Here is a 15,232-nt window from a genome sequence, read left to right on the forward strand (position 1 = left end):
CTCGGATTCCCCTTCCTTCCGGAGCATATGGCTGGCTATGTGCTACCCGGAATCATGAGCAAATCCCCCTTATCGCAAAAAAATCTCGTTCCGATCTTATCGGGAGTCGCGGTGTTGGTGACAGCCTACCTTTGGTTGGATCGCGACCCAAGCCAGAAAGAGCGGCCCCACGGCGAGGTCATTGGAGCATCCGTGGAAGAGACCACCCCGCCTGAAGCGGTGGTGGCAGTAGAAGAAATGCAGGACCCGCCGATGGTGGAATCGGCACCTGATCAGCCGAGGACCCACGACACGACCGTATTCATCGACGCCCGGCCCGGAGCCGCGGAGCCGCCAGCCGCAGCCGAACCACGCCCTCTTCTGCCAAGCGGAGTACGCGAGCGGAAGACCACCCCCGCCCAAATCGCACAGCGTGAACGCTCCATCCAACAGCTCGCCAAACGGGAACAGGACAGAAAAGAGGAAGCACGGGCGTGGGCGAAGGCGAATGGCTGGGAGATGAAGGGACGAAAGCCCGATGGGGGCGACTGGGAGATCATGCGCCTCGATGCAAATGGCGAACCCGTCATTTACGAAACAGACAACGAAGAAGCGCGAATTTCACACAACGTCGAGCCACTCACCCAATTCGGATCACCGGGCGGGCCGGTCAACCTGAGTGGATTTGGTTGGACCGCGGGGATGTGGGAGTCGGGGCCACCGCGGCTGACCCATACCGAGTTCAATGACTTCCCGGGGCGGGTGGTCTATGGCGACAGCAACCCCAACGACGCTGATAGTGCCAACGACATTACGGACCACGGCACGCACGTCCTCGGCACGATACTGGGCAATGGCTTCAGCGGAAGTAACGACGACACACGGGGCATGGCGTGGCGGGCCTCGGCGCGCACTTTTGGCTGGAATGGTGACGACTCTGAGATGCGTAGCAATGGGGCCACCGCACCCAATCAGCCTTCGCGGATCTATGTATCAAACCACTCGTACGGCATCGGTGCGGGTTGGTTCCGCACAAGGACCGGGCCACGCGCGGGGACCTGGGGTTGGTCGGGTTCTCCTGGCGCCAGCGAAGATGATGACTTTGGTCGCTACAGTGAGAACGCGGAGGATCGCGACATCACCTGCAGGATGAACCCCTACTATCTGCCCTTCTTCTCGGCGGGCAACGAACGGGGCAACGTTCCGCCGGATGGTGCGACAATCTTCATCAACGTCCCCGATGGCAATGGCGGCTTTACCGAGGTGCAGCGAACCTGGCCCGATGCGCAAGCCCCCGCGGCCGACGGTGCGGGCGATGGTGGATACGATACCATTCGCGACAACGCGCTTTCCAAGAATGCCATGGTGGTAGGCAACCAGCAGGACGCGGTCTTGTTCGTTCCCGGAACCGGGGATATCCGCTTTCCGGCTGTCAGCATGTCGCCCAGTTCGAGCTTTGGTCCGGCCGACGATGGTCGGATCAAGCCTGACATCGTGGGCAATGGGCACGAGGTGCTTTCGGCTGTCAGCAGCGGCGATGAAGATCGGGGTGTCAAAACGGGGACGAGCATGGCCACACCCGGTGCAACCGGAACCGCTCTGCTTCTGCACGAACACTTTCGCAACCGTACCAATGGTTACCTGCGGAGCAGTGCGCTCAAGGCTCTCATGATTCACACTGCGACCGATGTGCAATCGACAGGTCCGGACTACGCCTCGGGTTGGGGATTGATCGACGCCGTGGCGGCAGTGGCCCACATCGATCTGGCCGCGGACCATCCCGGCGGATTTCACATTTATGACGGCGAGCTATCGGCCGACGAACCCGAGTTTCGGCTGACGTTCCAGGCCGATGGCCCGGTGAAGGCCACGCTGGTATGGACCGACCCGGAAGGTACCGAGCAATTCGGCATCGACAACCGTTCCAAGATCCTCGTGAACGACCTCGATGTGGAAATCCGTCGCCCGAACGGCAGCTTCGTCCTCGCCCCGGAACTCGATCCGACGAGCCCGACCGATCTCGCAACCTACGCAGGCAACGATACCGACAATGTGGAAATGCTTGGAGGTGCGGGCAACCTCATCGCTCAGCAAGCCGGGGTGTATGAACTGGTGATCAAGCACAAGGGCCAGATCACCGAACCTGGTCTGCAGCCGGGCGAAACCCCAAGGCAGGTCTTTTCGCTGATGCTGGAAGGCAACATCGAGGACGACACAGGCTCCGTCGCGCAAGCGGTGGACCTTCCGGAACGGGTCTTCATCAAAGCAACCACGGCTGACGTCGGGTTCGGTTTCGAGGACAATGCGTCCTTCAACTTTGGCGACCGGGCGGTGAGCCTCGACATCAACGACAGTCAGAAGGCGGGATTTCAAACGACGGTCACGGGTCCTGTCACCGTGACCTTCGACTGGGGGGTGAGTTCGGAGAGCGGCTTCGACTTCCTGCGCTTCCTTGACGACGCCGTGGAGGTCGATGCGATTTCGGGCACAGTGGGCACGACACAGGTGGCTTATAACGTCCCGGCCGGTGAGCACGTTCTCAGCTGGATCTACGAGAAGGACAGTACCGTGAGCGTCGGTGACGACGCCGGTTTCGTCGACAATATCAGCCTCAACAGTCTGGCAGAGGCCCTCGACAACTTCGACTTCGCCTTCCTCGAACCGGGATCATCTTCAGCAGGGTGGACCATCGAGCCCATTGATCCGACCGTCGTACCCGGTGTGCCAACAGGTGACATCGCCAAAGCCGGCGGCGTGAGCGGGTCGCAGTTTTCAGCAATGGAAACGTTCATCGAAGGCCCGGCTCTGGTCCAGTTCACGATGGTGCAAACGGGCGATGGCACCCTTTTTGCGCAATGGGGACCCGGGTTGACCCGCCTCATCACCCACAATACCGGCAACGCGTTCCGGCGCTACAGCATCGAGCTGGGCGCAGGTCTGCAACCGGTGCGCTGGACATGGTCAAATCCAAATGGCGGAACCGATGCCGGCCGGGTGGACTCACTCGTCGTCACCCCGCTACCCGGGACCCTGCGCACCGCCGCCAACCTGCCCACGAGCAGCTCCGACCTGGTCATCGCCGACCCTTCGCAAGCCGCGTGGCAGGCTGATGCCTCCGATGGCGCCCCCCGCGGGCAGGATGGTGAACCGGATGACTCGTCCATTCGTAGCGTCTTCATTCCCACCGGAAGCTTCCCGGGCAACACCAATGTGGCGGACATCCGCTACCCCGTAACCGGACCTTGCCTGCTATCCTTCTGGTGGCAATGCGGTGGCTCGGCGGATGGAGAATTCTCCGTCGACCTGCGTATGGATCCCCTTGATCCCTTCGTTCCCGCGGGCGGGAGTGAAGGCCCACGGAAGATCAACCCCATCCCCGGAGGAACTCCTTGGCAGCAGGTCTTCCTCGAGATCCCGCCGGGCATTGCGGAGCTACGCTTCCTCTACACCCCCGCTGCGAATGGCGCGGAAGGGAACGGCTGGATCGACCAAATCAACGTCCTTTCCGATCCCGGGGTCTTTCTCGCTTCACAACTCCACCCCGCACGTGGGCTCGACCACTGGAGCGCCCGCTGGGAAACCTACGGCGACGCACCGTGGTTCGGCATCTATGACGAGAGCAACGGTGGCATCGACAGCACCAGCCACGACGACCTGGACGACAATGAAAGCACCACCCTCACCACCACCGTGCAGGGGCCGAAGAAGCTCTTCTTCCATTGGAAGGTGAGTAGTGAGCTTGGATTCGACCGATTGATCTTCACCCTCGACGGCACCGAGGTGGTGCCGCCGATCTCGGGTCTGGTCGACTGGACACCCGTCGAAATCGACATCCCACTCGGCACGCACGTGCTGCGCTGGACCTACCAAAAGGACGGCTCGGTTACGAATCACGAGGACCGTGGCTGGGTCGATGGCGTGGCGCTGCTACGACCGGACTTCGGCATCAATTCGATCAGCCACACGCCGGGATCGGGTTTCGCGCTGCTGAGCGTGAGCAAGGATCCGACCTCGGGGTTCTTCCTGGAATCGAATGCCACCCTCGACCCGGATGGCTGGGCACCGACAGGGACGGCGGGCACCATCAACAACTCCGGGCTCATTCCGCCCAGTCTCGAAGATGTCACTCTGATCGTACCAGCCACTGGGGATCGCCAGTTCTATCGCCTCGTTTTCCACCCCGAGATCGTCCAGCAGATCGACGATGCGAGCTTCGACCTCGTGACGACTCCCGCAGGCTTCTTCCAGAGCAACAATGCGTCCTGGGGTCCCGACGACGACCCGTTCACCGCGACCTCCTTCGAGCACATCGCTGGATTCGCGGCGGATGGCGACAACCACCTGAGCATCAAGGAGGGCTTCTTCAGCGAAATGAAGGGCAGCTTCATCGCCTACAAAGGGGTCCACTCGGTCACCGCAGCGATCGGTCATCGCTCGGGTTTTACCGCAGGCAATGATCGGTCCGCCGTGGTGCTCACGAGTGGCATCGAGCTGGGGCGTATCGAGTACTTCGGAAACAACATTCCCGGCAATACCTTCGTCGACGCCTTCCCGGTGAGCTTCGACACCTTCACCGGACCAGACGACGCGAACTTTGCCTACAAGGTGCGTCTGGAGAGCGAAGGCGGACGGTCGTTCTTCGATAAGATTCGCGTGGTCTCGGAATCCCAGTAGGCGACCCCAACCACCCGGTCCAACAACGCACCGACAGCCGTCAACTCACCCACAAAGCCGTCGCTGGGAAAAACCGCTTCATCAGCCGTGACGCGGCCCGTTTCCGTGCGAGACTCCCGTGTCCATGACCACCGCCTTGATTGCCCTCGCCACCGCCCTTTCCTACCCCGATACCCGCATCGATGAAACCGTGGAGACCCTCCACGGTATCAAAGTCGCCGACCCCTACCGCTGGCTCGAGGACGACCATTCGGAGGAAACGAAGGCCTGGGTGAAAAGCCAGAACAAGGTCACTCAGGCCTACCTCTCCGGGCTGCCACAGCGCGCTGAGATCCACGACCGCACCGCCAGGCTGCTCGACTTCGAACGCATCGGCACCCCACGCGAGTTCGGAGGGCGCTGGTTCTTCACCTACAACTCCGGGCTGCAGAACCAGTCCGTGCTGATGACCTCGGCTTCACTCGGCGGTGAACCCGAACTGCTGCTCGATCCGAATTCACTCTCGAAGGAAGGTACGGTCTCGCTCGCCGACTGGACGCCGAGCAAGGACGGCAAGCTCCTCGCCTGGGCACTCTCGCGCGGTGGTAGCGATTGGAAGGAGATCCGCGTCCGTGACGTCACCACCGGCAAGGACCTCAAGGATCATCTGCGGTGGGTGAAGTTCAGCGGAATCTCGTGGCTGCCGGATGGTTCCGGCTTCTACTACAGCCGCTACGACGCCCCCGACGACCAGGCCGAGCTCACGGGGAGAAACGAGAACCATCAGCTCTGGTTCCATCGCATCGGCACCCCTCAATCCGCCGATCGGCTGGTCTACCGTCGCGTCGACCATCCCACCTGGGGATTCTACGGCGGCGTCACCGATGACGGCAGCTACCTTGTCATCCATGTGTCCGACGGCACCTCCACCAAGAACCGATCATTCTATCAGAAACTCGGCGACAAGACCGATGGGGACATCGTCGAACTGCTGAACGAGGCCGATGCCGCCTACCGCTTCCTTGGGAATGTCGGCAGTCGATTCTTCTACCGCACCAACCTCGATGCCCCGCGCTACCGGGTCATCGCGATCGACATCGAGAACCCGGGCCGTGAGCACTGGGAAGAGATCATTCCCCAGAGCGACGAGAACCTGGACGAAGTCTCGCTCGTCGGCGGTCACCTCGTCTGCAGCTACCTCAAGGACGCCCGCAGCGTCATCCGCGTCCATGACCTCAACGGCAAGCACGTCCGCGACGTCGACCTCCCCGGACTCGGTTCGGCAGGAGGATTCCGCGGTCGGCTCGATGACACCCATACCTTCTACGGCTTCAGCTCCTTCACCGACCCCGGTGCGATCCACCGCTACGAACTGGCCACCGGAAAGAGCGAGCTTTGGCGCAAGCCGGACATCGACTTCGATGGCTCGGGCTACGTGACGAAGCAGGTATTCATCCCGAGCAAGGACGGCACCAAGGTGCCGGCCTTCATCGTTCACCGCAAGGGCATCGAGCTCGATGGCTCCCACCGCACGCTCCTCTACGGCTATGGCGGCTTCAACATCCCCGTGACTCCCGGCTTTTCCGTCAGCCGTGCCGTCTGGCTCGAGCGCGGCGGAGTCTTCGTGCTCGCCTGCATCCGCGGCGGTGGCGAATACGGTAAGGAATGGCACGAGTCCGCCATCCGGTTGAAGAAACAGAACAGCTACGACGACTTCATCGCGATCGCCGAATGGTTGACCGAAAACGGCTACACATCCCCGAAGAAGCTCGCCATTCAGGGTGGAAGCAATGGCGGCCTGCTCGTCGGTGCCTGCATGACCCAGCGGCCGGAGCTGTTCGGCGCCTGCCTGCCAGCCGTCGGTGTCATGGACCTGCTGCGCTTCCACAAGTTCACCATCGGCTGGGCCTGGAAACGCGACTACGGCGATCCGGAGAACCCCGAGGAGTTCGCCAACCTGCTCAAGATCTCTCCCTATCACAACCTGAAGCCCAGCGTCCGCTACCCCGCCACCCTCGTGACCACCGCCGACCATGACGACCGCGTGGTCCCCGCCCACAGTTTCAAGTTCGCCGCACGTCTCCAGGCCTGTCAGCCGCCGGACGGGCCACCGGTCCTTATCCGCATCGACACAAGCGCTGGCCATGGCGCCGGCACCGCGCTGGACAAAGTCATCGATCTCGCCGCCGACCAGTGGGCCTTCCTTGAGGACAGTCTGAAGGACTGAAGAGCGGCATTGCGGTTCAGTTCGACCGCCCCGGGCACTTCTTGATGCTCCCGATCACTGCGCCCCGGATTCAGACCCTCCAGGCCAGGAGTTGTCCTAACAAAAAGATGTCCGGTTTCAGGTCCATGAGGGAATCCCTGTGTCAGCTCGCGATGCACCACCCGGGACAGCACCCGAATGCATGGGTGGAAAGAAGAGCTTGCCTTCCTCACGCACAACCCGGCCAAAAGCTCCCCCATCGATTCACAACAATCTTGTTGTGAATCACTTGCCGTCAAAGTCGGCATCCCGACCGCCACCCATCTGGCCGACTCGTCACCGCAAAGGAATCGAAAGATCCGTTCGACTGAACCAATCGTCCGAAAATTGTCTTTGATTCGAATTGGAGCCACGCCAGTCTCCGGATCTTGTACTTTGCACCTCATTTTCCCTCAACCGGTACATCTCTTCCCCAACTGAAACCAAACCAACCATGAAACCAACACAAAGACTCCGGCGATTCATGATCGCCGCCTCGGTCGCCTTGGCGGCGGCCGCCACCGCCCAAGACAAGAAGCCAAACATTCTCGTCATCTGGGGCGACGACATCGGCGTATGGAACATCAGCCACATGAACCGTGGCATGATGGGCTACAAGACGCCGAACATCGACCGCATCGCGAACGAAGGCATCTACTTCACCGATTATTACGGTCAGCAGTCCTGCACTGCCGGACGCGCGGCCTTCCTCAATGGCAGCGTTCCGGTCCGCACCGGTATGACCAAGGTAGGCCTCCCCGCCGCCCCCCAGGGTTGGCAGAAGACCGACGTCACATTCGCCGCCGTCCTCAAGGGCCAGGGTTACGCCACCGGCCAGTTCGGCAAGAACCACCAGGGCGACCGCGACGAGCACCTGCCGACCAACCACGGCTTCGATGAATTCATGGGCAACCTCTACCACCTGAACGCAGAAGAGGAACCAGAAGACCGCGACTACCCTGCCGACATGAAGCTCGCCGACGGTTCGACCTTCCGTCAGAAGTTCGGCCCCCGTGGCGTGATCAAGTCAACCGCCGACGGCAAGATCGAAGACACCGGACCACTGACCCGGAAGCGGATGGAAACCGTGGACGATGAAACCATCGCCGCCGCCAAGGACTTCATCCAGCGTCAGCACAAGACCGGCAAACCATGGATGTGCTGGTGGAACGGCACCCGCATGCATTTCCGCACCCACGTCAAGGACGAGCACACCGGCATCGCCGGCAAGTCCGGAAACGTCTACCACGACGGAATGGTCGAGCACGACATGCACGTTGGAGAACTGCTGGCGCTCATCGATGAACTCGGCATCGCCGACAATACGATCGTTCAGTACTCCACCGACAACGGCGTGCACTACAACACCTGGCCGGATGCAGGAACCACTCCCTTCCATGGTGAGAAGAACTCCAACTGGGAAGGTGCCTTCCGCGTTCCCTGCTACATCCGCTGGCCCGGCCAGTTCCCTGCGGGAGCCACCGTCAACGGCATCGTCTCCCACGAAGACTGGCTTCCCACCTTCGCCGCCGCCGCGGGCAACCCCGACATCAAGGAGCAGCTCCGCGAGGGGGTCGACCTCATCGGCCGCACCTACAAGAACTACATCGATGGCTACAACATGCTCGATTACCTCAAGAAGGCGGGAACCTTCGAGACCATCGACGACGACATCAAGGCCTGCCCGCGCAAGGAGTTCATCTACACCACCGATGGAGGTGAAGTCTGCGCCATCCGCGTCCATGACTGGAAAGCCACCTATCTGGAAAACCGGGCAAACCGCCTGCAGATCTGGCGCGAGCCCTTCATCAAGCTCCGCACGCCGCATCTGTACCACCTCCGTCGGGACCCCTTCGAGAAGGCTCAGATCGGTTCGAACACCTACGAAGACTGGTACATGGACAAGGTCTACCTGCTCGCACCCATGCAGGTTGTCGCCTCCAAGTTCCTCATGACCATGAAGGACTACCCACCAAGCCAGACGCCCGGCGACTGGAGTCTTTCCACCTTGGAAGAACAGATCAAGGACATGAGACCCACCACCCACTGATCGGTGCTCTGAAGAATATCGGACCCGTCTCGACCATGGACGGCCACCCGGTTTCGCTTCTCAACCCAGCCGCGTCCGGAGTCACTCCGGGCGCGGCTTTCCTTTGGTCACCGTCACAGGGTGATCACAGCCGTTGTCGTAGTCGTCTGTGCCTCCATGATTTCCATCCAGCTCCCTCGTTGCTCACCGGAAATCCTGCTCCGCAGGATTCATGAACCAACCATGCTCCATGCCGGGCGCCAACCAAGCCGAACCGCTACAGGCTCACAAACCACCCCGGGGCACACAACGAAGAACCCGTCCTCAGCCAACCCGTACGCCACGCCATCACCCGACCCGTTTGACCATCAGCCTCGGCAGGCTCCATCAGATCGGACTTGAAGCGACCTTATCCAGGTCAGGCCTCCAGATCGGGTGGTAAATGACCAGTTGATGTCTACGCTTCTGATGCACACAGATGAAGTTGGCACTCTTCTTGTCCTGCTCAGTCCGTTGATAGAAGTAGCCAAGGTTCACACCCTCGTCATCCAACAGCTCCTTGAGCTTTTCGGCATGTTTGTCGGGATTTAGTGGGGTATTGAGCTTCCATTCACCATTTCCATTCAATCTTCGCATTCCCTCGGCTTCTTCAAGTGAGATCCGTTTCCCCGATTTTTTCTGGATGATCGCATAGACACAGAAGCCCTTGTGGTATCCGAACTCATACTTGAAGCCGGTTTCCGAATGCTGGCTCTTGTCCTCGGCGTTGAAGCGTCCTCGTTTCAGGCCACCGATACGGGTGCCGTAATATTCGTTGATTTGCGCGGGGGTGAGGTAGATCATCGTGGTATGTGTTAGTTCCAGTATGGAACCAACATATTCGACCCTAGGGTTCAAGCACTTGTTCTGTTAGTGGAAATTCATGGACCGAAGGGTGAGTAGAAGAACGGATCGCCTCACGCGCTGCGTCATGTCTTCGTAAATCCTCGACAGGCGGCCTGGATGCTGCTTGATAGGATATCCTATGAAAAGGATTGTCATTTGTTCTGACGGGACTTGGAACTCGCCCGACGACGAACAAGCGACAAACGTGCTGCGGTTCTCGCGCGCCATCGCACCTGTGGACAATGACGGCGCCAATCAGGTCGTCTTCTACGACTGGGGTGTGGGGGCCGACCGAAAGAAGATGAGCGGCGGCATCTCGGGTGCGGGAATCGATAAGAACATCATGGACTGCTACCGGTTCATCGTTCACAATTTCGAACCCGGCGATCAGCTCTTCTTCTTCGGATTCAGCCGTGGCGCCTATACCGTTAGATCACTTGGCGGATTCATTCGGAATTGTGGGATATTCAAGCGGGAACATGCCGACCGAATCCCTTCGGCCTATGATCACTACAGGCGTCGTCAACCGAGCAGCAGCCCCGATGCGCATGCCTCCGTCGAACTGCGACGTCGCTACGCTTGGAAAGACCGGCCCGAGATCGAGTTTCTGGGAGTATGGGACACAGTAGGGAGTCTGGGTGTCCCTGTCACCTTCTTCGGTCTCCTCGACAACGAAGAGTATCTGTTTCACGACACCTCGCCTAGCAGCATCATCCAGTGTGCCCGACACGCCATGTCCATCGACGAATGCCGGAAGGACTTCCCAGTGACCCGCTGGGATGTGAAGCCGGGAATCGACCTGAAGGAGGTTTGGTTTGCCGGCGTACACAGTGATGTGGGAGGCGGCTACGAAGACGACAACCGGCTCTCTGAAGTTGCAGCGACGTGGATGGCGCAAGAAGCCGCGGCAAGGGGGCTTCGGTTTGAGTCCTTCCTTCTCGATGCACTGGAGGATGTACCCGGAGCATCCCAACACCCCCAGCCCACCGGGATCTACCGGGTCAGAGGCAAGCGCTGGAGGAAGCTGCTGCTCGATGACCTTGTCCACGAATCGGTCAGGCGCAGATACCAGTATCTTGGCCGCAGATGGAAAAGCCCAGCGTTCCGGAAATTCTTCAAGGCCCACGATCACGACTGGTCCAGTCTACATATCGAAGGAAATCCGTAGTGGCTTCATATCCTATTGATCCACCATCTCACTCATACCCCCACTCCCATCATCATGAGGCACTCTGCTGACAACGTGACTGGAATGTCATTCTTCACCGCCGATATCGACGGAGGCGGATTCGATCCTCTCGCTGCCCTCGAATACGGAGGAATCGGGCTTGCCGCGGTATGTGCCTATCTCGCTTACACCCTCCTCAAGGATGTCGGGGAAGAGGAAAGGAACCGTCAGAAATTGATTGAGCGGTTCATGATCTTTGCGCTGATCATTGCCGTATTGGGTTCCACTGCGAAAATCATCGAGCTCTCGATTGGAGATGGTTCAAAACCGGTCAAGGGTCGTGTCTCCGCCCTGCTCCACAAACCGGGAAAGCTTGAGGAGATCAAGGTGTCCCACCGATCGGTAGGCAACGAAGCAGTCGAACTCGCCTTCAGTGAAACAGATGGCTTCTGCAACACCGAGCTGGCGGATGGCCACGTGATCACCATTCAGGATTCCGGTCTTCTCGCAGCACTCAAGTATTCCCTCCAACAAGTGGAGAAAGAACGAAAGGAGCTCCAAGATCGAATCAACAGATTGGAGCAGAGGCAGAATCCAAATGAAACCCCAGGAGATCATGAAAGTGAACGTGGAATTCTTGACGCTGGTATCTGACCGGATGCTCCCGCAAGCGCTCAGAGGTTTGCTCACTTCTGTCCTGTTGCTTCCGGCAACGGCACAGGACAAGTTTCAGCCGGAGATCCCTGAGGACGCCGTCGAGAAATTGGAAGTCGCACGAGCGGACCGACTGGAGGGCAGGATTGACGAAGCCAGGCAGCGGCTGACGGATTTGATAAGTGATCATCCCGACTACTATCGGGCGCGCTACAACCTGGGTTTGCTGGAGTATGATGCCGGCAACACGGATTCCAGCAAGGAAACCCTGAGCAAGGTGTATGCGATGCGCCTTTCGGACGACCACGAGATTGATGAAAATTCGATATTCTCGACGTTCGGCTGGGTTTGCTTCGTGGATGGCGATTTCAAGCAAGCCGAAGGGGTTTACAACAAGGGTTATGAACTTGCAAAGAACGATCCAGCCCAACGAGCCCTACAAAGCAACCTGCTCGCGAATCTTGGAGAACTCTACTATGTCACAGGTCGATTCGAGGATGCCATCGAAGTGTTGACGAAGGCCAGGACGGAGTTTGGCAACGACAAGGCATCAGAGACCTTGAACCGAATCGAGGAATACCTCGCGATGAAGAAGGAGTTGGCTTCAGCAGACGATCCAGACTCTCTCGTCGCCTTGCTTTCAAGCGACCGGTCGGCCGTGAGGAAGGCGGCCTACTTTTCCCTCGAACTGAGGAATGACAAAACTGAGGTCACAGATGCGCTTTTTCAAGCGCTCGAGAAGGAGCTGACAAGCAAGGAACCATCTTGGATTGCAGTCGTGAACAGTGCAGACTTGCTCACTAGAAGCTTCGCCATTCATACAGATGCTCAGATCAAGATGCTCTCTGACATGAAGGAGCAGTGGGAGGAGCGCAGCAAGGGGTGGACTGGAATTGATGACTCTTCATTACTTGCGATGAGAGAGGCGCTGTGGAGGATTGCGGCTGGTGAGAATGCAACACCCGACAGCGGGGAATCCACTGGTCCGATGCCCGAAGACTGAAGACTGAAGACTGAAGACTGAAGACTGAAGACTGAACCTTCAGTCGCTCGGTTCCAAAGTGAAGTTCTCCGCACTACCGTGCCACCTCCAGACTGCCATTCTGGGAAGTCAAACCTCAGTTTTCAGCATCCCACCTCTGCCACACTTGCGGTTCACATTTATTTGAATCAGATGGGGCATCAAATATGGTAGGGAGCAAATGCTCCGCTTCATCCTCCCACTTTGGCTCGTCCTGTCCGGTATCATCGCCAATGCCGCCGACCGGCGCGATCATGTCCTGCTCATCACCATCGACGACCTCAATGACTGGGTCGGTTGTCTGAGCGAGAAGGATTCCCCTTCCAAGGGCGGCCAACTCACCGGCGAGGGCCACCCCCAGGCATCCACACCCCATCTCGATCGACTTGCGAAGCGCGGCGTGCTGTTCACCAACGCCCACTGCCAGGCACCGATCTGTCGACCATCGCGCACCAGCTTCATGTCCGGCCTGCGGCCCACGACTTCAGGCATCTACGGCAACGGGCCCAAGTACGACGCCGATGGGAAGCATGTGCCGGGACAGGACCTGCCGTGGTTGACCCGCCGCTTCGAGGACGCTGGCTACCATGTTTTCACTGCCGGGAAGATCCTCCATGCCAGTCAGAACAAGGTGCTGGGGGGCACGGAATGCTTCAAAACCAACCAAGGGCCATTTCCACCGCAGAAACTCGGCGTCCCCAAGAAGATCACTCCCAACAGCATCTGGGACCTCGGCGCCTACCCGGAAAGCCCGGAGCGCTACACCGACCTGCGGATCGCCAGGTGGACCGCCGAGCACATCCGCAAGCCTCTCGCAGCGGAGGACAAGCCCCGCTTCATGGCACTCGGCTTTTACAACCCGCACCTGCCCTTGTTCGCTCCCCGAAAATGGTTCGATGAGGCACCGAAGAAGGAGGACGTCCTGCTTGGAGCCAGACGCGCAGGCGATCTGGACGACCTTCCCGCCATTGCGAAGCGCATCGCCAGCCGTGTCTCATTTCAGGAATGTGCCGATTGGTCACTCAGAAGCGAAGACAACCTCCGCAGCCTGACCCAGGCCTATCTCGCCTGCACTTCCGCCATGGATGATGCCCTCGGTGAAGTCATCGATGCTCTCGACGAAAGTGACATGGCAGAACATACGTGGATCGTCGTACTATCGGATCACGGCTGGCATTTGGGGGAGAAGAACCACATCGCCAAGCAGACGTTGTGGACACGTTCCACACGCGTGCCGCTCATTGTGGTGCCTCCCAAACATCTGGAAGACACGCCGCGTGGCGTCCGATGCAATCGGCCTGCCGAGCTGCTGGATGTCTATCCCACCCTGATCCAAGCCGGCGGGCTGGATGCCCGGCCGAGCGACAACCTACTCGACGGACTGAGCCTGATTCCATGGATCGCCAATCCCGCTGCGCAGAAAGATCGTCCTGCCATCACCACCATTTACGCCCACAATCACAGCATCGTCGGCGACCGCTACCGCTACACGCGCTATGCGGATGGAAGTGAGGAACTCTACGATCGCCAGAAGGATCCCCATGAGTTCGACAACCTGATCCCCCGCATCGAGAATGACGAAGCGCTGCAAGGGGTCGTCAAAACACTCTCATCGTGGATTCCGAAGGAGGAAGCCGGCAAACCGGATCTGGTCGATGACCGCATCGAGCGGTAGGCCCATGCTGGCTGCCTCCCGTCACTCGGCAGGCGCATTTCACTCAGGCTTCATCTCAAAGGGGATCTTCCGCTCGATGAAAGCGGGGGCCGCATACACGTGGATCCTCTCGAGGGGCCCGGTATCCGCGAAGCGGAAGGATGTTTGACCCGCACCGGGATGATCAAGGCGTTGCTGCCCGCCGCGGCCGACAATCTTCAGCTCCTTGCCGGCTGCATCGATCCCCACCACATGGAGCACCTTGCGGTACTCATTCTCGCCATACTCGACAACCACCTCCTGATTCTCCCAGTTCGGACGCAGGGTGAGCCCATCAGCGATCTCAGTCGTAGCCGCTCCATCCTTCGTCAGTTCGATCGACTGGGTACGGACCGGCAGGGTCAGGGTGACCTCACCGACGATCTTTTCGATATCACGGGTCTTGGCTTCCCCATCAATCTTCAGGCCACGGGAATCGCGGAAGGTTCCCTTGTCGGCCTGCCACGTCTGACTTGAGCCCGCCTTAGGACCCGCCGGGATGGTGGTGCCATCCTTGAGATGCACGACCCCCTCGATGGCCAGCGCGCCGCCTTCGTAGGTCGGTCGCGCCCCACCCGGCCCGGGGTTGAGGTTGAGCTCCGGTCCGTAGCTCATTCGCACATACACCTCATTGAAGCCTCCGCTGACGGAGACGAACTTCAGCTGTTCCGCAATCAGCTTGTCGATCTCCTCCTCGGTCTGGCTGCGCGGACTGAGCGCGAGGAAACCTTCGGGAATCTCCAAGGGGGTGTAGTCGGTGAGAACCACCTCCGCGGCCGGCTCTTCAGGCTCAGTCGGCGGAGCCTCTGCCCCGCTCTCCTTCTTGCAAGATAGCAGTCCGATGAATGCCAAGAGCGGCAGGGATGTTGCGATGGGTTTGAGCATCCAGCCAGATTGACCTCTCG

The 15,232-nt window shown here is 59.5% G+C and carries 9 protein-coding genes; 7 read left to right on the top strand and 2 right to left on the bottom strand.

The window, feature by feature from the left end:
- Positions 1 to 192 precede the first annotated feature (192 nt).
- From JIN81_RS16865 to JIN81_RS16875, 3 genes are all read left to right on the top strand, one after another.
- Positions 193 to 4,653 (top strand): S8 family serine peptidase, encoded by a 4,461-nt coding sequence (locus JIN81_RS16865; RefSeq protein ID WP_325100905.1) that lies wholly within the window; start codon positions 193 to 195, stop codon positions 4,651 to 4,653.
- Positions 4,654 to 4,777: 124 nt separating this feature from the next.
- Entirely contained in the window at positions 4,778 to 6,859 is a 2,082-nt protein-coding gene (locus JIN81_RS16870) for a prolyl oligopeptidase family serine peptidase (protein WP_200282661.1), read from the top strand.
- A 502-nt stretch (positions 6,860 to 7,361) separates the two neighbouring features.
- Positions 7,362 to 8,927: an arylsulfatase gene (locus tag JIN81_RS16875; protein WP_343217944.1), complete on the top strand. Its 1,566-nt coding sequence runs from the start codon at positions 7,362 to 7,364 to the stop codon at positions 8,925 to 8,927.
- A gap of 366 nt (positions 8,928 to 9,293) precedes the next feature.
- Here JIN81_RS16875 and JIN81_RS16880 read toward each other — a convergent pair whose 3' ends face one another.
- Complete coding sequence (locus JIN81_RS16880) at positions 9,294 to 9,749, bottom strand: hypothetical protein (RefSeq protein ID WP_200282666.1); 456 nt, start codon at positions 9,747 to 9,749, stop codon at positions 9,294 to 9,296.
- A gap of 181 nt (positions 9,750 to 9,930) precedes the next feature.
- On the opposite strand from JIN81_RS16880, the gene JIN81_RS16885 reads away from it, so the two are divergent.
- From JIN81_RS16885 to JIN81_RS16900, 4 genes are all read left to right on the top strand, one after another.
- Positions 9,931 to 10,959, top strand: a complete 1,029-nt coding sequence (locus JIN81_RS16885; RefSeq protein ID WP_200282669.1) for a DUF2235 domain-containing protein — start codon at positions 9,931 to 9,933, stop codon at positions 10,957 to 10,959.
- Between the two features lie 54 nt (positions 10,960 to 11,013).
- The gene (locus tag JIN81_RS16890; RefSeq protein ID WP_200282672.1) at positions 11,014 to 11,613 is read left to right on the top strand and encodes a hypothetical protein; all 600 of its coding nucleotides are present in this window, start codon (positions 11,014 to 11,016) and stop codon (positions 11,611 to 11,613) included.
- On the top strand, positions 11,558 to 12,616 hold the full coding sequence (locus JIN81_RS16895; RefSeq protein ID WP_200282675.1) for a tetratricopeptide repeat protein: 1,059 nt from the start codon (positions 11,558 to 11,560) through the stop codon (positions 12,614 to 12,616). The genes JIN81_RS16890 and JIN81_RS16895 overlap by 56 nt, the downstream gene beginning before the upstream one ends.
- Positions 12,617 to 12,815: 199 nt before the next feature.
- On the top strand, positions 12,816 to 14,309 hold the full coding sequence (locus JIN81_RS16900) for a sulfatase (RefSeq protein WP_200282678.1): 1,494 nt from the start codon (positions 12,816 to 12,818) through the stop codon (positions 14,307 to 14,309).
- Between the two features lie 39 nt (positions 14,310 to 14,348).
- On the opposite strand, the gene JIN81_RS16905 is transcribed toward JIN81_RS16900, so the two are convergent.
- Positions 14,349 to 15,212: a hypothetical protein gene (locus JIN81_RS16905; RefSeq protein WP_200282681.1), complete on the bottom strand. Its 864-nt coding sequence runs from the start codon at positions 15,210 to 15,212 to the stop codon at positions 14,349 to 14,351.
- Positions 15,213 to 15,232: the final 20 nt, after the last annotated feature.

The sequence above is a fragment of the Haloferula rosea genome (assembly GCF_016595525.1).
GTDB classification, from domain to species: Bacteria; Verrucomicrobiota; Verrucomicrobiia; order Verrucomicrobiales; family Akkermansiaceae; genus Haloferula; species Haloferula rosea.

Excerpts from the sequence above, each read along its gene's own strand:
- JIN81_RS16870 (WP_200282661.1), top strand. The coding sequence starts at position 4,778 with ATGACCACCGCCTTGATTGCCCTCGCCACCGCCCTTTCCTACCCCGAT.
- JIN81_RS16875 (WP_343217944.1), top strand. The coding sequence starts at position 7,362 with ATGATCGCCGCCTCGGTCGCCTTGGCGGCGGCCGCCACCGCCCAAGAC.
- JIN81_RS16880 (WP_200282666.1), bottom strand. The coding sequence starts at position 9,749 with ATGATCTACCTCACCCCCGCGCAAATCAACGAATATTACGGCACCCGT.
- JIN81_RS16885 (WP_200282669.1), top strand. The coding sequence starts at position 9,931 with ATGAAAAGGATTGTCATTTGTTCTGACGGGACTTGGAACTCGCCCGAC.
- JIN81_RS16890 (WP_200282672.1), top strand. The coding sequence starts at position 11,014 with ATGAGGCACTCTGCTGACAACGTGACTGGAATGTCATTCTTCACCGCC.
- JIN81_RS16895 (WP_200282675.1), top strand. The coding sequence starts at position 11,558 with ATGAAACCCCAGGAGATCATGAAAGTGAACGTGGAATTCTTGACGCTG.
- JIN81_RS16900 (WP_200282678.1), top strand. The coding sequence starts at position 12,816 with ATGCTCCGCTTCATCCTCCCACTTTGGCTCGTCCTGTCCGGTATCATC.
- JIN81_RS16905 (WP_200282681.1), bottom strand. The coding sequence starts at position 15,212 with ATGCTCAAACCCATCGCAACATCCCTGCCGCTCTTGGCATTCATCGGA.